Genomic DNA, 19,285 nt, shown 5'->3' on the forward strand with positions numbered 1-19,285 from the left:
TCACCGGATGACGAGCGCGACGGTGGTCGGCAGCGGGCCCAACGGGCTCGCCGCCGCCCTGACCCTGGCCGCCGCCGGGGTCGAGGTCACGGTCCTCGAGGCCGCCGACCGCCTGGGCGGCGGGACCCGCACGAGCGAGCAGACCCTCCCCGGGCTCCTGCACGACGAGTGCTCCGCCGCCCACCCGCTCGCCGTCGACAACGCGTTCACGCGCGCCTTCGACCTGGGCGCCCACGGGCTCACCTGGAAGTGGGCGGACGTCGAGTACGCGCACCCGCTCGACGGCGGCCGCGGCGCCGCGGCCTACCGGTCCGTCGCCCGCACCGCCGAGGGCCTCGGCCGCGACGGCAAGGCCTGGACCGCGGTCTACGGCAAGCTCGACGAGCGCTTCGGCGACATCGCCGAGGACTTCACGCAGCCCATGCTGCGCATGCCGTCGCACCCGATCAAGATGGCCCGCTTCGGCGGCTACGCGGCGATGCCCACGGCGGTCATGGCGCGGCGCTGGTCGACGGAGGAGGGGCGGGCGCTGTTCGCCGGCGTCGCCTCGCACGCCCTGCGGCCGTTCAACGCCCCGATGTCCGCCGCGATCGGCATCGCCCTGGGGACCGCCGCGCACCGCTACGGCTGGCCCGTCGCGGAAGGCGGCTCCGCGTCGATCACCGGGGCGATGATCTCGCTGCTGCGCGAGCACGGCGCCACGCTGGAGACCGGCGTCGAGGTCCGCTCGCTCGACGAGCTCGGCCGTCCCGACATCACCATCCTCGACCTCGACCCCGCCGGCGCCGCCCGCATCGCCGGGGACCGGATCCCCCCACGCGTGGCCCGGGCGCTGCGCCGGTACCGCCGTGGACCCGGCACGTTCAAGGTCGAGTTCGCCGTCCAGGACGGCATCCCGTGGACGTACGAGCCGACCCGCCGGGCCGGCACCGTGCACGTCTCGGGTGACCTGGCCGAGACGGCGACGGCCGAGCGCATGGTCAACCGGGGCCGCATGCCGGAGCGGCCGTTCGTGCTGCTCTGCCAGCAGTACCTCGCGGACCCGACCCGCTCCCGCGGCGACGTCCACCCGATCTACTCCTACGCCCACGTCCCGGCGGGCTGGACCGGCGACGCCACCGCGGCCATCGAGGCGCAGATCGAGCGCTTCGCCCCCGGCTTCCGCGACCGCATCCTCGCCCGAAACGTCCGCAGCGTCGCGCAGACCGAGGCCTACAACGCGAACTTCGTCGGCGGCGACACGATCACCGGTGCCAACGACGCGCTGCAGATGGTCTTCCGCCCCCGCCCGGCGCTGAACCCGTACTCCCTGGGTGCCCCGGGCCTCTTCATCTGCTCGGCCGCGACGCCGCCGGGCGCCGGCGCCCACGGCATGTGCGGCTTCAACGCCGCGACGAGCGCGCTCAAGGGCCTGCGGTAGGGGCGAGCGCGGGCGTCGCTCCACCGCCGGCGCCGCGGCGACGCCCGGTGGAGGGCGGTGCCCCGGCGTCCGCCGTCCCCCCCTCCACCGGGCGTCCCCGATCGACATCCCCTGCAGCGACCTGTTTAGTAACTATCTGGTTCGTTCGCTATGGTCGGGGCATGAGCGAGCACGGGTTCACCGCCACCTCCACCGCCGCCGAGGTCGTCGACGGCATCGACCTCTCGGGGAGGCGCGCCGTCGTCACCGGCGGTGCGTCGGGCATCGGCATCGAGACCGCGCGGGCCCTCGCGGGGGCCGGCGCCGAGGTCACCATCGCCGTCCGGAACCCCGCGGCGGGCGAGGAGGCCGCGCGGGACATCGCCGCGAGCACCGGGGCCGACCGGGTCCGCGTCGCACCGCTGGACCTCGCCGACCTCGCCTCGATCGACGCGTTCGTCGCCGCGTGGGACGGTCCGCTGCACCTGCTGGTCGACAACGCCGGTGTGATGGACGCGCCGCACGGCACCACGGCGCAGGGGTGGGAGACGCAGTTCGGCACGAACCACCTCGGTCACTTCGCGTTGGCCCTCGGGCTCCACCCCGCCCTGGCGGCCGCGGGGGACGCGCGGATCGTGTCGGTCTCCTCCAGCGGGCACGCCGCATCGCCGATCGTCTTCGACGACCTCTTCTTCGAGCGTCGCCCCTACGACCCCGGCCTGGCGTACGGGCAGTCCAAGACGGCCAACAGCCTGTTCGCGGTCGAGGCGACGCGCCGCTGGGCGGCGGACGGGATCACCGCCAACGCGCTGATGCCCGGCGGCATCTGGACCCCGCTGCAGCGCCACTGGAGCCCGGAGAAGCGCCGCGCCGCCGAGGAGCAGTCGCGTGCGGCCGAGGCCACGGGCCTGTTCGCGATGAAGACCCCGGAGCAGGGTGCCGCGACCTCGGTCTACGTCGCCACCGCACCCGAGCTGCAGGGCGTCGGCGGCCGGTACTTCGAGGACTGCCACGAGGCCGAGACGGTCGACGAGCTGCAGGGCATCCACGGGGTCCTGCCCCACGCGCTGGACCCCGAGGACGCGCGGCGCCTGTGGGACGTGTCGGAGGAGCTGGTCGCGCAGGGACGGGCCGCGCTGTCCGCCACGGGCGCCTGAGCGATACGCCGCGTCTCAGCGGCGCGAGCCGTCGGACTCCGCCGCGCGCAACGGGGCGGAGGGTCGCGACGGGTCGACGGTCTCGCCCGCGCGCACGACGTCCGGAGCCTCGTTGGCGTCCATCCCCGAGCGCCAGTGGTCGACGACGTCCTGCAGGCCCTCGGCCACCTTCAGCAGAGCGGTGGCGTCGGCACCGTGCGGCGCCTGGACCCGCGACAGCCAGTCGGCGGCGCGGGGGTCCAGCTCGGTGGCCAGCAGCCCGCGCCCGGCCTCCAGGGCCGCGGCGGCGGAGTGCAGCCGCCCGTGGTTGGCCTCGCGCGCCGCGAACGAGATCAGCTCCTCGCCCTCCAGCAGCGCGAGGCCGCCGGTGAGCGCGAGGCCCGTGACCTCGCCCGGTCGCGCGCGCTGCGACGAGGACTCGCGCCGACGGCGGTTGCCCAGCGCGTCGATCTGCTCGCCGATGCCGCCGCCCCCGACGACGTCGGCCGGCGCGTGGCCGACGACGCCCCAGAGCACGTCGTCGAGCGTCACCTCGATCGCGTACGGGTCGCGCTGCACCAGGCGGTGGGCCCGCACGGCCGCGTTGACGGCGGCGAGCGCGGCGCCGACCCACTGGCCGGCCTCGTCGGGATCGCGACGCCAGCCCTCGAGCACCGCGCCGGCGCGCCGCGGGTCCAGCGGCTCGCTGGCCCGCACGAGCGTGACGACGAACTGGGTGCCGGCCGGGTCCGGCGCGCGGCGCTTGCGCTTGCGCGGTGCCCCCCGCCCCGGGTCGGCGGGATCGGGGATCTCGAACTCGAGGACGTCCGCGCCGCCCTCGGAGCGCTCGACCCCGGTGGCCCGGTCGGGCTTGGCGCCCGACGGTCCCGCGGCGATGACGTTGCGGCCGGGCGGCAGCGGCAGCGGGCGGTCCAGCCCGAGCCGCACGTACGCCAGCGACGTCGTCCCGCCGCGACCCATCACTTCGCGCCCAGTGCGCTCGGGTCGGTCTTCAGCTGCTGCGGTGCCTTCGTCCCGGCGACGGGCGCCTTGCGCGTCCCGGGATCGGGATAGGCGTTGCGCTTGACGCCGTGGACGTGGCCGAAGCCGCCGATGTTCGTCAGCTGCTCGACCGCGTCGTAGACCTGCTTGGGCAGGGCCGTGATGGTCTCCTCGTCGACCAGGGCGTGGACCCGACCCAGGTTGCCGGTCACGTCGCGCGTGTCGGTGGCGGAGCCGAGGTTGGCCCAGACGGTGCCGATGTCCCGAGCGTGCGGCTTCAGGTACCGCAGGGCGGGGTTGAGGTTGCGCATCAGGGCGTCGATCGAGGGGACCGCGTCCTTCGTCGCCCCGCTGAAGTCCTTGAGCTTCGCGAGCATCGGATCGGCCCGGCGGGAGACGGACGGCAGCACGTCGAACAGCTCGCGGCCGGCGTTCGCCGACTCCTCGAGGCGCCGGGTCACCGCCGGCAGCGCCGCCATCGCCACGCGCAGGTCGGCCGTCACCGGTGTGCTGCGACGGGACACGCGACCGAGCTTGGCCGAGGTCTCCTCGAGCTGGCGCAGCGTGTCGGGCAGCTGGGCCAGCGTGGCCCCGATCTGCGCGTCGCGCGACGCCGCGGCCGCGGCGGTCCGCTGGCCCTGCACCGCGAGGTTGCGGACGTCGGCGGTGCGGTTGGCGAACGCCTGCAGGACCTGTCCGGTCTGGTCGACCATCTTCGCCAGCTGCGGCTTCTGGTCGCCCAGCAGGTCGCTGAGCTCCTGCACGTTCTTCAGCGTGACCGGCGTGGTGCCGAACAGGCGGCTGAGCTGCGCCCCCCGCTCGCCGAAGCCGCCGCCGAGCGAGTCCAGGTTGGCCTGGATCGCCTTGCGGGTCCGGTCGTCGAGACCGGAGAGGATCTCGTCCAGCTGCACCGCCTCGCCGGCCTGCGCGAGCGGAAGCACGCCGTTGTCCCCCAGGGGCCCCGACTTCGGCGAGCCCGGGTCGAGCTCGATGTAGTTCTCGCCGACCAGCGTCTTGGTGCGGATGCGGACCGTGGCGTTCTTGTAGAGCGTGCCCTGGTCCTTGTCGACCTCGAACGAGACGACGCCGACCGAGCCGCGGTTGGTCACGTCCTTGACGCGGCCGATCTTGACGCCGGCGCGACGGACGTCCGCGTTCGGGACGAGCTGGAACGCGGTCGGGACGAGCGCGCGGGCGCGGTTGCCCGACTCGCCGCCGGGCAGGTCGCCGCCGGCCTTGACGAACAGCCAGCCGAAGATGCCGATCGTCGCGATCATGAAGACCGCGATGGTCAGCAGCTTGCCGATGCGGTTCTCGATCCTCATCGGGTCGCTCCGTTCTGCGTGCAGGTCTTGTCCCGGCGGAGGTTGGGCTCCGCCACCTTGCCCAGGCTGAATGCGGGCGCACCCACCACGAGCTCACCACGCGGCCACGCGCCGTTCTCGTCGTAGTACTTCAGGACCGACAGCGTCCACTGGAAGAACTTGCTCGTCGTCAGCCGGCACGGGGTGATGTCCCCGCTCGCGCGGTCCAGGCGCGGCGCGACGGGCCCGAGCGTGTCGAACGCGTCCTTCAGCGCCGAGGCCGTCGGCGGCAGCGAGGTCGCCAGCGGCTTGAGGTCCTTGGCGGCCGGCCGCAGCGCGGTCAGCGACGGCGTCGCGTCCTTGCTCAGGCCCTCGAGCGACTTCAGGCCGGTCTCGAGCTTCGCGGCGACGGGGCGCAGCGACGCCAGGGCCGGGTCGACCTCGGTCTGCGCATCGCGCAGCGTCGCGAAGGACGAGCGCATGCGCGACAGCGTCCCGGGCAGCTCCGCGAGCGTCGCCGACAGCGTCTCGTCGTGCTGGGCGAGCTCGGCGACCGTGCCGTTGCCGTCACGGACGAGCTTCGTCAGCTGCTGGTCGCGGGTGTTGACCGCCGCGGTCAGCCGACCGAGGTTGTCGACGACCCGGGCGATCTCACGACGACGGTCGGTCATCGCGCCCGCCAGCTTGTCGGCGGTGCGCAGGAACGGGGCCAGCGAGGCGAACGCGCGCCGCAGCTCCTCGCCGTGCCCGCCGACGCCCTCGCCGAAGTCGTCGGTGAGCGCGGCCAGCCGGGCCCGCGTGTCGGTGTCGAAGGTGTTCAGGACGCCCGAGATGTCGACCGGCACGTCCGTGCGCTGCATCCCGAGGACCTCGTCCTTGCCGAGCTCCCCCGCGGCCTTCGTGCCGCGCGAGTCGATCGAGACGTACATGTCCTGCAGCGGCGTCACCGGACGCAGCCGGATCCGTGCGTTCTTGTAGAGCTCGCCGTACTTGTCCTCGAGCGAGAGCGTGAGGACGGCGTGCTTGCCCTCGACCTTCGCCTTGGAGATCAGACCGACCTTGACGCCGGCCAGCCGCACCTGCTGCTGGCCGGGGCGGACGCCCTTCACGTCCTGGAAGGCCACCTGGTACTTGCGGGTGGCCTGCCAGGGCCACTGCGCCTCCTGCTTGTGGAAGGTGAACCAGGCCGCGACGCCGGCGAAGGCGACGAGGACCAGGAGGATCCCGAAGGGCTTGCGCCCGCGCTTGATCTCGAGCCTGAGGCGGTCGCTGTTGAACCTCATCGGTCGCTCCCCTTCTTCGCCGCGCCGCTCTTGGGCCGCGGCGGGTCGTCCGGGAAGTCGGTCGCCGGCGGCAGGGGCGAGCCCGACAGCGCCTTGACGATGTCCCCGAGGGCCTCGCAGTTGATCTTCTTGTCGGCCGGGACGTCCGGGTCCGTCAGGTACGTCGTGCACGGCAGCGTCTGGAACGTCCGCTCGCTCGGGGCGGTCTGGAAGTTCATCATGAAGCCGTTCGCGTCGAACCCGGAGGCCGCGGAGCTCAGCGTGCTGAAGAACGGCCCGATGGCCTCCGACAGCTTCAGGTTCGTGTCCTTGTCGCGCTCGTTGAGCCACGGCAGGAGCACGTCGTTCGTCCTGGTCACCGTGGGCTTCAGCGCGTTGATCGTCGTGATGCCGGGGTCGACGGTCGTCGCCAGGCGGCTGACCGCCGGACGCAGCGCGCGGAGCGTCGGCTCGGCGTCGTCGAGGACGGTGTCCAGGCGGCGCAGGGCCGGCCGGGCCGCGTCGGCGGCGTCGGGCAGCGCCCGGGCGCCGGGGAGGAGGTCCACGGCCGTCGGGTCGAGCTGGTTCAGCGTGCCGCGGACGCGGGCCAGCGTCAGGCGGGTGTCGTCCATCGTGGCCGGTGCCTGGTCGAGCAGCGAGCCGAGGCTGTCGCGGCGGGAGGCCGTGACGCCGAGCGCGACGCGCCCGTTCTCGACGAGCCCGGCGAGGTCCTCGTCGGCCGTCGAGAGCGCGCCCATCGTGCGGCTGGTCTCGCGGACGAGGTCCGTGAGGTTGCCCGGGTTGGTGCCGCGGAGGGAGCCGACGCCGGTGCGGATCTTCTTGAGCGCGGGGCCGGCTGCGTCGATCGCGGCCTGGATCTCCTTCGGCTCCTTCGTGCCGGCGTCGAACGCGGCGATCGTCTCCTGCACGGACTTGCGCTGCGTCGGGCCGAGGGTCTGGATCGCCTGGTCGGCCTCGGTCTGGATGCTCGTGCGGTCCAGCGGGATGCCGTCCGCGCCGAGCTCCCCGTTGCCCGGCGTCCCCGGATCGAGGTCGATGTACATGTTGCGGCCGAGCAGCGTGCGCCAGCGGATGCCGGCGCGGGCGTCGCTCTTGAGGTCGAGGTCCTGGTCGTCCTTGATGCGCATGGTCACCAGGGCGCCGCGACGGCCGCGCTCACGCTCGACCTTCGTGACCTCGCCGACGTCGACGCCCGCGGTGCGGACGACGGTGCCGCCCTGGACCTGCGTGGCGTTGGCGAAGCGCGCCTGGATCTCTTCGCCGCCCTTGCCGAGGAACGGAATGGAGCGGCTGTAGCCCGCGTAGAGCACCAGGACGACGAGCCCAAGCAGGATGAACCCGTTGCGCAGCGGGCGCGCCCGGTGCATCCCGGGCTGGTAGGCGAAGCGATCGCGGATGCGGCTCATCGGAAGGTCCTCGCGTCCTGGCGGACGGTGCACGGGGCCGGGTAGGGGTTGTCGACGACCAGCGGCGAGCGGATCCCGGCGCCGGAGACGCTCTCCTCGCTGCCCATGACGTTCAGGCGGAGGGCGTTCAGCGTGCCGACGCCCTTCGCGCCACCGGGAACGCCGAAGCCGAGCATGCTCGACCAGTTCTTGGTGAACAGCGCGATGTCGCAGCCGTGGGCGCCGAGGCGGTCCACGATCGGCAGGCTCGATGCGAGCCCGCTGCGGATCGACGGCAGCACCGGATCGACCTCGGCCAGGAGCCCGAGGACGGGATCGACCGCCTCCTGCGCCTTGTCGAGCGTCGTGCGGGCGCTCTTCAGGCCCGCGGGGGACTCGCGGATCAGGCGGCTCGTGGCACGCAGGCCGGCCGGGGCCGGCTCGAGCGCCGGGAGGGCCGTCCGCGACAGGGCACGGATCTCGCGCAGGAACGGCTCCGTGTCCCGCAGCCCGGCCCGCGCGGTGGCCAGGGAGGCGGGGGCCGCGTCGAGCGAGGCCTTCAGGTTGTCGCCGTTCTTCGCGAAGGCGTCGAACGCGTCGGCGCCGTCGCCGAAGCCCTGCTTGATCGTCTCGCGGACCGGGTCGGCGGCCAGCGAGGCGCCGTCGGCACCGTTGATGAAGCTGCGCACGGCACCGGTCCGGTCGTTGATCGGCTTGGCGATCGCCTTCAGGGCACGCAGGCCCTGCGGTCCGTTGTCGAGGACCGCCTGGATGTCGCGACCGCGACCGAGGAAGCCGCCGCCGAGACCCTTCGCGAGCTCCTGCGCCTTCAGGCGCCGTTCGCGGTCGAAGGTGTCGAGCGTGGTGTCGAGCTCGGTCGACGCGGACGTCTGGCCCGTGCCGAGCATGTCGCCGTCCGCGAGCGGCGTACCCGACTTCCCCGGCTTCAGCTCGACGAAGCGGACGCCGATCGGGGAGCGCGGGCGGACCCGCAGGGTGGTGTCGGAGCGCAGCGGCTCGACCTCGGGGTTCATCTGCAGGTCGACGACGGCCTTGCCGTTCTCGACCCGCGGGTTCAGGACCTGACCGACGTTCTTGCCGCCGATGCGGACCTGGTAATGGCCCGTCAGGTTGTCGGCGTTGTCGAACGCGGCCCGGACCGTGAAGTACTGCTTGCCCGGGATGGAGTTCGGCGCGTAGTAGCCGACCAGGAACATGACCACGACGGCACCGATGCCGGCGAGGCCGATGGCCCAGAGCACCGGACGCGGCAGGCTCCGGCTGGCGGCGCGACCGCGGGGACGGGAGCGACTCATCGGTTCACCAGCCCGTTGAGGGTGTTCAGGACGCCGGGGATCAAGGATTCCGGCTTCTTCAGCGTCTCGGTCAGCTGCTCGATCGGGTTCGTCGACGGAGCGGGTGCGGCCTCGGGCGCCTTCGCCGCTGGGGCGGCCTGGGTCGTCGTCGGCTGCGCCTTGCGCTTGAGCTCGGTGCCCTCGGCTCCGGCCGACGGGCCGGGGTCCTGCGGCCTGTCGGCCTGGGCGCCGCCGTTGTTGATCTTCGACAGGAGGTTCGTGAGCAGCTCCTCGTCGAGGACGGCCTCCGTGCGGAACACGTGGCCGGCGGCGTCGCGGCCCTGGATGGTCCGCGTCCAGCCCTCCATCACCCGCAGGAGCGGGTTGACCTGGTCGTCCAGCACCCGGCTGAGCGGGTCGAAGACGGTGGAGAAGCGCTGGAGCTCACGTGCGGGGAGGCGCAGGCGGCCGACGACCGGCGTGCCCTTCTTCCCCAGGCGCGAGAGGTCCGGCGAGACGTCCTTGACCTTGGCCAGCGTGGGCCGTGCGTCGTCCTCGAGGTCCGGCAGGCGGTCGAGCGCGTCCGTCAGCGGCGGGGCCGTGCGCTGGAGCTCGGCGGCGGCGGGCTTCAGGCGCCCGGCCGCGGTGTCGAGCGTGGTCAGCGTGGCCTGCAGCTGGCGCAGGGTGCTCGGGGCCTGGTCGATCGTGGAGCCGAGCTTCTCGCGGTTCTGGGCCGTGACCTGCAGGGCCCGCTGACCGGAGTCGACGAGGTCCGCCAGGCGCTTGCCGCCGTCCGCGAAGGACTGCAGCACCCGGTCGCCGGTCGAGGCGACGCGCTTGAGCTGCGTGGTGTCCGCCGCGAAGCTCTCCAGGAGCAGGCGGCCCTCGCGCAGCGAGGACGGCATGCGGTCGAGCAGCGCGTTGAAGTCGGTGCCCCGGCCGCGGAGACCGACGCCGGCCTCGTTGATCAGGACGCGGAGCCGACCGCGGGTGGTCGGGTCGAGCGTGTCGATGACCTCGTCGAGCTCGACCGGCGCGCCGGTCCGCGACATCGGGATGGTCGCGCCGGACTTCACGGTGCGCTTGAGGTCGCCCGGGCGCAGGTCGACGTACTTCTCGCCGAGGAGGTTGACCGGGCGGGCGTCGGCGGTGGCGCCGGTGCCGATCGGCACGGCCCCGTCGCGCAGCCGCATCGTGACCATCGCGGTGTCGCGGGGGGTCAGGGTGATGCTCGAGATCTTGCCGCCGGGAACGCCGCCGATCTTCACGTCGGAGTTCTTCCGCAGGCCGGATGAGTCCTTGAACTCGGCCTTGACGGTGTAGCTCTCCTTGTCGGTGCCGGTGGTCGCGATGACGATCGCGACCACCGCGATGAGGACGACGGCCGCGATCGCGAGCAGTCGGGGGTAGGAGTGCCGCCTGGTGCGGTTCATCGCTTCTCCGGATCCTTCGACGGGTCGAGCGCGTCCTTCGTGACGCCGCACTCGGAGTCGAACCACGGCGATCCGGCGTTCAGTCCGGGAGGCCGGGGCATGGCGTAGCGGTTGTCGGTGCCCGGGATGTTCTTGAGGAACTCCGCGGGCGGGACGAGGCCGTTGGCGGACGTGATGCCCTCCTTGAGCTTGATCCGCACGTAGTGCGAGGTGTTGTCGTAGTTCTTCGTGAAGCCGCCCCACGTCTGCGTCCACGCCGCGATCTCGGGCGTGTAGTTGCGGATGCAGCGGACCACGGGCGCCAGGCCGCTGAGGGCCTCGCTCGTGGGCTTCATGAACGGGGTGGCCGTGTCGAGCAGCGTCGAGAGCCGCGGTGCCGTGTTGCGGACCGTCTTGAGCGTGGTCACCGCGGTCGGCGCGACGTCCTGCAGGCGGACGAGCGCGGGGCCGGCGGTCTTCGCCAGCGACGGGAGCTCCTGGGCCCCCGGGCGGATCGTCTGCATCAGCGTGTCGACCTTGTCGAGGCTGCCGTTCGCGCGGGCGAGCGTGCCGTCGACGTCCTTGAGCATCGGCGCGAAGCGGTCCAGCGACTGCGTGATGCGATTCGTGCGCCGCCCGAAGGCGTCGAACGTGCCGCTCGCGGCGCTGACGAGGTTGGAGACGATCTCCTGCCGCTGCCCGAGGGTCTCGGTGACGCGGTCGCCGTTGCGGATCAGCGCCTTGAGCGCCGTGCCGTCGGCCAGCAGGTCGGCCAGCACGTCGTTCGTCGCGTCGAGCGCGCCGGGCGCGTGCCGGAGCGCCGCCTTGATCTCGTCCTCGCGGTTCTTCGTCGACTCCTCGGCGCCCTGCATCGCGGCGCGAAGCCGGCTCCGCGTCTTGGCGCTGAGGGTGTTGAAGACCTCGTCGAACTCCACCGGGGTGGTGGTGTCCGCACGGGTGATGATCCCGTCCTCGGGGATGGGCGGGGCGTTCGTGGGACCGGGGGTCAGCGCCACGTTGCGCGTGCCGTTGCCGATCGTGGTGCCGAAGCGGATCTCCGCCTTGGTGCCACGCGGCAGCGGCCACGCGTCGGGGTCGCTGATGCCCAGATCCACGAGCGCCTGCCCGTCCTGGTACTGGACCTTCTGGACCTTGCCGACGTCGACGCCGTCGATCTGGACGTCGAGGCCCGGGACCACGCTGACCGCGGACGAGAACGCCGCGCGGACCGTGTGGTCCTGCTGCCGTGTCTGCAAGGCCCAGTATCCGAACGCCACCAGAGCCGCGGCGACGATGATGGCCCAGGGCTTGTCGAGGACGAGTCTCCGCACGTCAGCCTCCGACGGGGGACGCCGGGTTGAGGCCCCAGAACACCATGGTCAGGACCGACCCGATGATGTGGATGAGAACCAGGTTGAGGATCATGGAGCGGGCGGTCGCCGTACCGACGCCGACCGGTCCGCCCTTCGCGGTGTAGCCGTAGTACATGGCCACCAGCACGATGGTCAGGCCCATCGCCATGATCTTGACCTCGGAGTACAGGACGTCCATGGGCCGGATGAAGGCCCAGTGGACGCCTTCCCATCCGCCCTGGGAGACCTCCTTGATCTGGTTGACGATGATGATCTGGTCGGCGAGGTTGTGGAACGCCAGGCCGACGAGGTACATCAGCGGGAACGCGATGATGCAGGCCATCAGGCGCGTGGCCACGACGTAGCGCATCGGGTTGATGCCCAGGGACTCCATCGCGTCGAACTCGTTGTTGATCCGCATGGACCCGAGCTCGGCGACCAGGCCGCAGCCGACCTTCGCGGAGATGATGTAGCCCCACATGTACGGGCCCATCTCGCGGACGCCGCACCAGGCGGTGAAGACGCCGGAGTACGCGGAGGCGCCGTACCCGCGGAGCACGTAGTTGGCCTCCGTGGCGCACTGCATGCCGATGACGAACTGCATGAGCGCGACGACGGCGAGGGAGCCCGTGATCAGGATGCCGACCTGACGCAGGATCTCGGAGGAGTAGCGGAAGACGCCGCGCAGCTCCATGACCGCGCGGAGCGAGAAGGTCCCGATCTCGCCGACCTCCTTCAGCGTTCCGCGAACGGGGCCGGCGAGGCCCTCACGGAACCGCGCGGGAGCGGTCGGACGGCGGGTCGGGGACGCGCCCGCGAGCGACGGGGCCGACATCAGGAGAGGTTCCCGGTCTGGGGGAACGCGGCGAGCATCGTCGTCGTGAAGACGAAGTTGAACGCCCAGATCCCGACGAAGGACAGGACCACCGCCTGGTTGACGGCACGACCCACGCCCTCGGCGCCGCCCTTGACCGTCATGCCCTTGTAGCAGCAGACGACCGCGACGATGAAGCCGAACAGACTGGTCTTGATCACGCTGCCCAGCAGGTCGGGCATCGTGAAGTTCGAGCTGAAGGTGGCGAGGTAGCCGGCCGACGTGTCGCCGAAGATCGGCACCGCGGCGAGCCAGCCGCCGACGAGGCCGAAGACGATCGCGACGAGGTTCATCAGCGCGGTCACCAGGCCGAGGGCCAGGAAGCGCGGGACGACGATCGTGCGCACCGGGTCCATGCCGAGGACGGCCAGGGCGTCGAGCTCCTGGCGGACCTTGCGGGCCCCGAGGTCGGCACAGATGGCCGTGCCTCCGACGCCGGCGATCACCATGCCGTTGATCCACGGGGCGAACTCGCGCACGGACGCCATCACGAAGAAGGCGCCGAGCCGGTCGACCGTGCCCAGGATGTAGGTGATGTTGCCGCCCTGCAGACCGGGCGCGCCCAGGCCGAAGAACGTCGTCGAGATGACGACCGGGATGAAGCACCGGCGGATGATCAGGAACGTCTGCTCGATGAACTCGTCGCGCCAGACGAACGGGCGCGTCACGGACGCACGCGCGGCCTGACCGACGAGGAGGAGCATCGCGGCGATCTCCTCCAGCACGGCCGCCAGGCCGGTGCTCGACTTCTTGTCCGGCGGGGGCCCGGACGGCTGAACTGGCGTCTGGGGCAGCGTCGGGGGACTCAGGGTCGCGGCTTCCATCAGCCGGCCCTCCTTCCGTTGCGGGGGTTATTCCATGCCAAGGGGACCACCGGGATTCCCTGCGAGGAACTGGCGGACGAACGGGTTCGGAGATCCGAACATGTCGTCCCGGTCACCCGACTGCACGATGCGGCCCTTCCAGAGCACGGCGATGTACTCGCCGATGCGCTTGGCCGACGCGATGTCGTGGGTGATGACGATGTAGGTCCCGCCGTTCTCGGCGTGGACCTTCTCGATGAGCTGGCAGAGCAGGGCGGTGCGGACCGGGTCCAGACCGGAGTCCGGCTCGTCGAACATGACGATCTCGGGCTCGAGGACCAGGGCGCGGGCGAAGCCGGCGCGCTTCTTCATGCCGCCGGAGAGCTCGGACGGGGTGCGGGTCTCGGCGCCGTTGGCCAGACCGACCTCGTCGAGGCGCCGCATGACGATGTCGCGGATCTCGCTCTCGGACTTGTCCGTGTGCTGGCGCAGCGGGAACGCCACGTTGTCGTACACGTTCATGGAGCCGAAGAGGGCGCCGTCCTGGAAGAGGATCCCGAACTTGCGGCGCATCTCCAGGAGCCGCGACTGCGTCATCCGGGGGACGGACTCCCCGTGGACGAGGATGTCGCCCTTGTCGGGGAACATCAGGCCGATCAGGTGCGACAGCAGCACCGACTTGCCGGTGCCGGACGGGCCGAGGACGACGGTGATCATCCCCTCGGGGATGCCGACGTTCAGGCCGTTCATGACCCGGTTGGAGCCGAACGACTTGTAGAGGTCGATGCACTCGATCGACCAGAAGTCGCCCGGGTTGCGCTGGGGGACCGTCATCGGCCCCTGGTGGTAGTCGTAGCCGGACGCGCGGTCCAGCAGCGCCGCGGTCTTGGGGTCGGCGGTGCTCATACGATCTCCTGGGCGATGTCTTCGGCGTTGGTGCCCATCGCGTCGGGCGGGTTGACCATCGCCTGCACGAGCGGCAGGACGCGGAGGAACTGACGGACGGGGCCGTCGTAGGTGGCACGGCCGTCGGCGATCGCCATGGCGGTGCGCGACTTGCCGGCGGCGAGCTTCTCGAGGTCCGGCGTCGCCAGGGCGATCTCGATCGTGTGGTCGGCCGAGGCGCCGTCGACGTCGCGCACCTCGATGCGGGCGTCGCGGCAGACGAGCAGGAGCCCGGAGCCCTCGACGTCCAGCGAGCGGATCAGCACGTCGTGCCCGATGCGGCCGATGGGCTCGGCGATCTTCGGCTCGTCGGCGGCCTGCTCGAAGACGTCGATCACCGACTCCCACACCTCGCGGGGGTCCGCGGTGGTGCCTGGCCGGTCGTCGCCGGACGTGGCCCGGCGGGGGGCGCCGGGGTCGGCGGGGTCTTCGGGGGTGCCGTGCCCCGGGGGGTACACGTCCTCGACGGAGGTCATCGGGGGCCTTCCTTGGGGGCGACGGGAATCCGGAGCAACCTACGGGCGCCCCAGAGCCCGCCCGTGGGGTTCCGCTCCACGGATGTCGTAGAGCGCTGGTGCGCGAGCACATGGCCCCGTACGGTGGGGCGGAAGCAGGTGGCGGTCTCGGAGTTCACTGGCTGAAGAAGCGGGGTGACGGGCGCCACAGAACACGCGACGTGACGACACCCTGTCAGTCGCTGTGTGACGGACGCCATACTCCGGAAGGGGGATCCTCCTACCCCCGGGGGCGTCGCGGCGTACCCCGGGCGGCTCGTGCCGCCGCCTCCGCCGGCCCGGATCGCCCGTCCACGACGGGGATCGCGGGAGAGCGACCACGGACCGACGGGCCGCCCACGCGCGGCGGCCGGCGGCCACCCGGCCGCCGGCCCTGCACCCGCGGAGCACCCGATCCGGATGCGCGGTGCCGTAGGACGCGGTCACCACGGGGGTGCCGTGGACACGCCGGAAGCGGGCCCACGACGCGGGGCCGCCGTTCGCCGGTGCGGGCCGGGGGCGCCGGGGACCGCGTCGCGCCACCGGGAGGGCGCCCGTCACCTCCTGACCAGAGGCGGTCGAGGCGGGTCGAGGGCCGACCGGCCCGACCCTCGGCCTCGAGTACGGGCTGAGGGTCCGCTCTGCCGGCCCGGCCCGGCGCTCAGGCGGCGTCGTCGCCGTCGTCCACGCCGCCGAGGAAGCGCGACACGGCCTCGGCGCGGTTGCCCGCGTCGAGCTTGCGGAGGATGTTCTTCACGTGGGTCTTGGCGGTGCCCTCGGCGATGACCAGGCGGGCGGCGATCGCCGCGTTCGTCGCCCCCGTCGCCATCAGCCGCAGCACCTCGGTCTCGCGCGACGTCAGCAGCGCCTCGATCTCGGGCCGCGGGTCGCCCCCGGGCCGCGCTCCGGCGTCGCCTCCGCCGGACTCGAAGACGGACTCCATCGCGGCGACCGCCCGGCGCACCCGGTCGCGGGCGCGCTCCGTGCGGTGCTCGACCGCCAGGCGCTCGAACGCCATGCCGTACGCCTCGGCGTAGAGCCGCAGGGCCTCCGCGTCGATCGTCCCGACGGGTGCCGCGCCGCGGTCGGCGTGGATGAAGCCGATGACCTCGCCGTCGCGCACGGTGACGGGTGCCGCGACGTACGACGTCCAGCCCGTCGCCCGCAGCAGGCCGGGGTGGCCGCGCGGATCGCCCTGGGCGTCCGTCACGACCACGGGCTCGCGCGTGCGCACCATGTCGGTCTCGCGCAGGTCGCGGTCCAGGAGGAGCGGCCGATCGCTGCCGGCGTGCACGATCACGGCCTCGCGGGAGGGGTCGTCGAGGTCGAGCGCGTGGCGGGCGACGAACGTGCCCTCCTCGACGGACGAGAGGAGGACGCGGCGGAAGCCCAGCCCGCAGACGGCGGTCGGCGTGTCGGCGATCAGCTCGTCGAGCCGGCTCGCCCGCCGGACGGTCGCCACGGCGTCGCGCAGGCGCGAGAAGAGCGAGGCCCACCGGCCGTCGAGCTCGTTCTCGACCCGGTCGGAGATGCTGCGGACGTCGAGCAGCAGGTCGACGAGCTGGTCCTGCGTCGTGGCCCAGCGGTCCCGCGAGGCCGGTTCGCGGAGCCGCTCCGCCAGCCGGACGAGCCGCACCGCCAGCTCGGCGCGGACGGCCTCGCCGTCCTCGAGCACCGTGCGGGCCGAGCCGTTGACGGACGGCAGCTCGAGGGCCCGGTCGACGCGGTGGATGATGTCGGTCACCGCGCCGCGGAGCACGGGGTCGCGGAGCGGCAGGACCGGTCCGCGCTGCCGGCCGGACGCCGTGGCGCGCGTCAGCACGGCCCGGCCGTGGTGCGAGGGCGGCGATGGCGGAGGAGGGACGGCATTCGGTGGGGGAGCGGGGCCCGGGACGGTCCGGGGACCGCGGCGGCGAAGCGGTCCGGCGCGCCGCGGGTCGGCGGTCGGCCCCGATGATCGCCGTCCACTCTCCCACCCCCCATCGGGCGTGTCGATGGGTCCTGGCTCCTGTCGGGACCCCGCGGGAGGTGTCGGCGTCCCGCATCCGGAGGACACCGTCCACCGGTCGCGACGACCGCTCCCGCGGGCCCGTGACGACTGGCATGCTGGGTGCTCCGGACCGCCCGTCCGCACGACCGTCCCCCCTCGCACGGAGCGCCCACGTGCCCCCCTCGCAGCCCATCGGCGACCTCCCACCGTTCCCCGACGACCTCGTCCTCGAGCCCGCCCCGGTCCGCGGCTGGCTCGCCCACGACGTCGAGGAGGAGCTGCCCGGCCTCGAGCTCCTCCACTGGACCGCGGAGGGCACGGAGTGGCGACGCCGCGCGCCGAGCTCGACGCGCGACTGGATGGCCCGGCTGTCCACCCGGGTCGACGGGCCCACCGTCCTGAACGCCCACCGCGAGGACGCGCCGGCCGCGCACCGCGAGCTGCTGCGGCGCATCGGCCGCGACCCCAACGAGGACCGCGCCCCGCAGGAGGCCGCCTACCACGACCGCATCAAGCACGGCGGGTTCCCGGTCCGCGGCACGCCGAAGGACATCCTCCTCCTCGTCCTCCTCGAGACGGGCGTGCCGATCTGGGCGCTGGACGCCGACCGCATCACCGGCGACCTGGGCATCCGGCGCAGCCTCCTGGGCGAGCTCGAGGCGGGCGAGCCGCAGCCGAGGTCCCGTGGTCCGGTGGGCCGGATGCTCGGTCGCCCGGACCCGGCGGCGGCCGCCGCCGAGCGGCCTCCCCGCCGACCGGAGCCGGTGGTCGTCGACGCGGAGGGCGTGGTCGCCGAGCTCTGCCGCGAGCCCCGCGAGCCGTTCTGCGCGACCCGCCGGACCACGCGCACCACGTTCTTCTGCGCGCGGGTCCCGGGCCTGCCGGACCTGCGTGTGGAGGAGGCGATCTGGATGTGCCGGTCGCTCGTCGCGCGCGAGGACGCCGCGTGAGGCGGGATATTTACCGCGCGCCGGGGAAGCGCGCGTAGGTTCTGTGCGAGTCGGACGCCCCGTCCCGGGGCGGCCGCGGGCGGAGAGGAGCTGAGCGTGCACACGAGCGATCCCTGGGCGGCGGGCGATGCCGCCGTCGACCCCCTCCGCCACGCGCTGCACCTGGCCCGCCTGAACGAGTCCGCCCGCGAGGGCCGCCGGATGGGCGACGCCGTGCGCTCCGTGGTCGACCGCTCGTGGCAGCGCTCCGCGGCCGCCGGCGTGGACCCCGCGGCGGACCGGCCCCGCGCCGCCCTGGACCGCGACGTGCTCGAGCGGCGACGCGCGACCCATCCGCTCGCGGCGGTGCGGCCCACGCTGGCCCGCGTGCTCACCGACCTGACGTCGAGCGCCCCCCACGTCTTCGCGCTGAGCGACGCCCGTGGCGTGCTGCTGTGGGTCGACGGGTCCGAGGCCGCCGTCGAGCGCGCCGGGGGCGAGATGGCGTTCGAGGCGGGGACGGACTGGTCCGAGCGGGCGGCGGGCACCAACGCGATCGGCACCGCGCTGGTCGAGCAGCACGCGGTCCAGATCTTCAGCGCCGAGCACTTCCGCCCCGCGGTCCACGGCTGGACGTGCTCCGCGTCGCCGATCCGCTGTCCCGAGACCGGCGAGATCCTCGGGGTGCTGGACGCGACCGGCGACCTGCTGACCGTCGACCCCCGCACCCTCCCCTACCTCGTCGGCGCGACCCGGGCGGCCGAGCGGGTGCTGTGGGGCGAGGCCGAGCGGCGGGACCGGCGCCTGCGCGCGCTGGTCCGTCAGCGACCCGCGGGTGCGCCGCGGCCCGAGCTGGCGCTCAGTCCCCTCGGTCGCGTCGTGGTCCTGGAGCGCGGGGCGACCGCCGCCGACTCCGGGGCGCCTTCGACCGACGGGGGCGACCGACGGTGGCGCCTGCCCCTCCCCGCGCCCGAGGGCGGACCGATCCGGCTGCCGGACGGGCGCATGGGCCACGCGGAGCCCGCGGGCGACGCCGGCTTCCTCGTCTACGCCGACGCGCCGGCCGGCCGGCGCCGGCCGCCGGTGTCGCTCGAGCTGCTGGGTACGCACAGCCCGCTGGCCCGCAAGCGCGACGGTGCCCAGCCGCTCTCGCGCGGCCACGCCGAGATCCTCGCGCTGCTGGTGCACGCGCCCGCCGGCGTCACGGCCGAGCGTCTCGCGGTCCTCCTGCACGGCGATCGCGCCAACGCGGGCACGGCCCGTGCGGCGTGCTCCCGGCTCCGGAGCAGACTGCCCGGGGTCGTCCAGGCGCGGCCCTACCGCCTGGCCGCGGGCGTCGACAGCGACCTGTCGCAGGTGCGGCTCCGCCTGCGGGCCGGCGACCTGGTCGGGGCCGTCGAGGCCTACCGCGGACCCCTCCTGCCCGACAGCACGGCGCCCGGCGTGCGGGAGATCGCGGACGACCTGCACGCGGAGCTGCGCGGCGCGCTGCTGGAGGCGGGGGACGCCGAGGCGCTGGCCGACTGGTGCGCCGCCCCGCACGGCGCGGACGACCTGCGCGCGGCCGAGGCCCTCGTCGGGGCGCTGCCCCACGGCGACCCGCGGCGCGGTGCGGCGGCGGGCCGGATCGCCTCGATGCGCCGGCGGCTCGGCGTGGGCTGGGCCCCGGCGACGGTCGACGC

16 protein-coding genes are annotated in these 19,285 nt (G+C 73.4%); 4 read left to right on the plus strand and 12 right to left on the minus strand.

Annotated elements, in window-relative coordinates:
- The first annotated feature begins 7 nt into the window (after positions 1-7).
- Positions 8-1,420 carry an NAD(P)/FAD-dependent oxidoreductase gene (locus Q7T67_RS12905; RefSeq protein ID WP_304790036.1) on the plus strand — a complete coding sequence of 471 codons (1,413 nt, stop codon included), beginning with the start codon at positions 8-10 and terminating at the stop codon, positions 1,418-1,420.
- 161 nt (positions 1,421-1,581) lie between these two features.
- The gene (locus Q7T67_RS12910; RefSeq protein WP_304790039.1) at positions 1,582-2,556 is read left to right on the plus strand and encodes an SDR family NAD(P)-dependent oxidoreductase; all 975 of its coding nucleotides are present in this window, start codon (positions 1,582-1,584) and stop codon (positions 2,554-2,556) included.
- Between the two features lie 15 nt (positions 2,557-2,571).
- On the opposite strand, the gene Q7T67_RS12915 is transcribed toward Q7T67_RS12910, so the two are convergent.
- The 12 genes from Q7T67_RS12915 to Q7T67_RS12970 form a co-directional block, all read right to left on the minus strand.
- Entirely contained in the window at positions 2,572-3,516 is a 945-nt protein-coding gene (locus Q7T67_RS12915; RefSeq protein ID WP_304790042.1) for a hypothetical protein, read from the minus strand.
- The gene (locus Q7T67_RS12920; protein WP_304790046.1) at positions 3,516-4,862 is read right to left on the minus strand and encodes an MlaD family protein; all 1,347 of its coding nucleotides are present in this window, start codon (positions 4,860-4,862) and stop codon (positions 3,516-3,518) included. Before Q7T67_RS12920 ends, Q7T67_RS12915 begins: the two co-directional genes overlap by 1 nt.
- On the minus strand, positions 4,859-6,124 hold the full coding sequence (locus Q7T67_RS12925) for an MlaD family protein (protein ID WP_304790049.1): 1,266 nt from the start codon (positions 6,122-6,124) through the stop codon (positions 4,859-4,861). The genes Q7T67_RS12920 and Q7T67_RS12925 overlap by 4 nt, the downstream gene beginning before the upstream one ends.
- Positions 6,121-7,530 (minus strand): MlaD family protein, encoded by a 1,410-nt coding sequence (locus tag Q7T67_RS12930; RefSeq protein WP_304790052.1) that lies wholly within the window; start codon positions 7,528-7,530, stop codon positions 6,121-6,123. Before Q7T67_RS12930 ends, Q7T67_RS12925 begins: the two co-directional genes overlap by 4 nt.
- The gene (locus Q7T67_RS12935) at positions 7,527-8,825 is read right to left on the minus strand and encodes an MlaD family protein (RefSeq protein WP_304790056.1); all 1,299 of its coding nucleotides are present in this window, start codon (positions 8,823-8,825) and stop codon (positions 7,527-7,529) included. The genes Q7T67_RS12930 and Q7T67_RS12935 overlap by 4 nt, the downstream gene beginning before the upstream one ends.
- Entirely contained in the window at positions 8,822-10,237 is a 1,416-nt protein-coding gene (locus Q7T67_RS12940; protein ID WP_304790059.1) for an MlaD family protein, read from the minus strand. The genes Q7T67_RS12935 and Q7T67_RS12940 overlap by 4 nt, the downstream gene beginning before the upstream one ends.
- Positions 10,234-11,547 carry an MlaD family protein gene (locus tag Q7T67_RS12945; RefSeq protein WP_304790062.1) on the minus strand — a complete coding sequence of 438 codons (1,314 nt, stop codon included), beginning with the start codon at positions 11,545-11,547 and terminating at the stop codon, positions 10,234-10,236. Before Q7T67_RS12945 ends, Q7T67_RS12940 begins: the two co-directional genes overlap by 4 nt.
- A gap of 1 nt (position 11,548) precedes the next feature.
- Positions 11,549-12,403 carry an ABC transporter permease gene (locus tag Q7T67_RS12950; RefSeq protein ID WP_304790065.1) on the minus strand — a complete coding sequence of 285 codons (855 nt, stop codon included), beginning with the start codon at positions 12,401-12,403 and terminating at the stop codon, positions 11,549-11,551.
- Positions 12,403-13,266: an ABC transporter permease gene (locus tag Q7T67_RS12955; protein WP_304790069.1), complete on the minus strand. Its 864-nt coding sequence runs from the start codon at positions 13,264-13,266 to the stop codon at positions 12,403-12,405. The genes Q7T67_RS12950 and Q7T67_RS12955 overlap by 1 nt, the downstream gene beginning before the upstream one ends.
- A gap of 27 nt (positions 13,267-13,293) precedes the next feature.
- Entirely contained in the window at positions 13,294-14,151 is an 858-nt protein-coding gene (locus Q7T67_RS12960; protein WP_304790072.1) for an ABC transporter ATP-binding protein, read from the minus strand.
- Positions 14,148-14,666: a hypothetical protein gene (locus Q7T67_RS12965; protein ID WP_304790075.1), complete on the minus strand. Its 519-nt coding sequence runs from the start codon at positions 14,664-14,666 to the stop codon at positions 14,148-14,150. The genes Q7T67_RS12960 and Q7T67_RS12965 overlap by 4 nt, the downstream gene beginning before the upstream one ends.
- A 679-nt stretch (positions 14,667-15,345) precedes the next feature.
- Complete coding sequence (locus Q7T67_RS12970; RefSeq protein WP_304790078.1) at positions 15,346-16,506, minus strand: LuxR C-terminal-related transcriptional regulator; 1,161 nt, start codon at positions 16,504-16,506, stop codon at positions 15,346-15,348.
- 341 nt (positions 16,507-16,847) lie between these two features.
- Here Q7T67_RS12970 and Q7T67_RS12975 point away from each other — a divergent pair, with 341 nt between their 5' ends.
- Both Q7T67_RS12975 and Q7T67_RS12980 read left to right on the plus strand, forming a co-directional pair.
- Positions 16,848-17,624, plus strand: a complete 777-nt coding sequence (locus tag Q7T67_RS12975; RefSeq protein WP_304790081.1) for a hypothetical protein — start codon at positions 16,848-16,850, stop codon at positions 17,622-17,624.
- 96 nt (positions 17,625-17,720) lie between these two features.
- A partial coding sequence (locus Q7T67_RS12980; RefSeq protein ID WP_370695399.1) for a hypothetical protein occupies positions 17,721-19,285 on the plus strand: 1,565 nt, incomplete at its 3' end.

Source organism: Patulibacter sp. (assembly GCF_030655195.1).
Lineage (GTDB): Bacteria > Actinomycetota > Thermoleophilia > Solirubrobacterales > Solirubrobacteraceae > Patulibacter.

What these genes read in the sequence shown, in the direction of transcription:
- Q7T67_RS12905 (WP_304790036.1), top strand. Translation starts at nt 8, where the DNA reads ATGACGAGCGCGACGGTGGTCGGCAGCGGGCCCAACGGGCTCGCCGCC.
- Q7T67_RS12910 (WP_304790039.1), top strand. Translation starts at nt 1,582, where the DNA reads ATGAGCGAGCACGGGTTCACCGCCACCTCCACCGCCGCCGAGGTCGTC.
- Q7T67_RS12915 (WP_304790042.1), bottom strand. Translation starts at nt 3,516, where the DNA reads ATGGGTCGCGGCGGGACGACGTCGCTGGCGTACGTGCGGCTCGGGCTG.
- Q7T67_RS12920 (WP_304790046.1), bottom strand. Translation starts at nt 4,862, where the DNA reads ATGAGGATCGAGAACCGCATCGGCAAGCTGCTGACCATCGCGGTCTTC.
- Q7T67_RS12925 (WP_304790049.1), bottom strand. Translation starts at nt 6,124, where the DNA reads ATGAGGTTCAACAGCGACCGCCTCAGGCTCGAGATCAAGCGCGGGCGC.
- Q7T67_RS12930 (WP_304790052.1), bottom strand. Translation starts at nt 7,530, where the DNA reads ATGAGCCGCATCCGCGATCGCTTCGCCTACCAGCCCGGGATGCACCGG.
- Q7T67_RS12935 (WP_304790056.1), bottom strand. Translation starts at nt 8,825, where the DNA reads ATGAGTCGCTCCCGTCCCCGCGGTCGCGCCGCCAGCCGGAGCCTGCCG.
- Q7T67_RS12940 (WP_304790059.1), bottom strand. Translation starts at nt 10,237, where the DNA reads ATGAACCGCACCAGGCGGCACTCCTACCCCCGACTGCTCGCGATCGCG.
- Q7T67_RS12950 (WP_304790065.1), bottom strand. Translation starts at nt 12,403, where the DNA reads ATGTCGGCCCCGTCGCTCGCGGGCGCGTCCCCGACCCGCCGTCCGACC.
- Q7T67_RS12955 (WP_304790069.1), bottom strand. Translation starts at nt 13,266, where the DNA reads ATGGAAGCCGCGACCCTGAGTCCCCCGACGCTGCCCCAGACGCCAGTT.
- Q7T67_RS12960 (WP_304790072.1), bottom strand. Translation starts at nt 14,151, where the DNA reads ATGAGCACCGCCGACCCCAAGACCGCGGCGCTGCTGGACCGCGCGTCC.
- Q7T67_RS12965 (WP_304790075.1), bottom strand. Translation starts at nt 14,666, where the DNA reads ATGACCTCCGTCGAGGACGTGTACCCCCCGGGGCACGGCACCCCCGAA.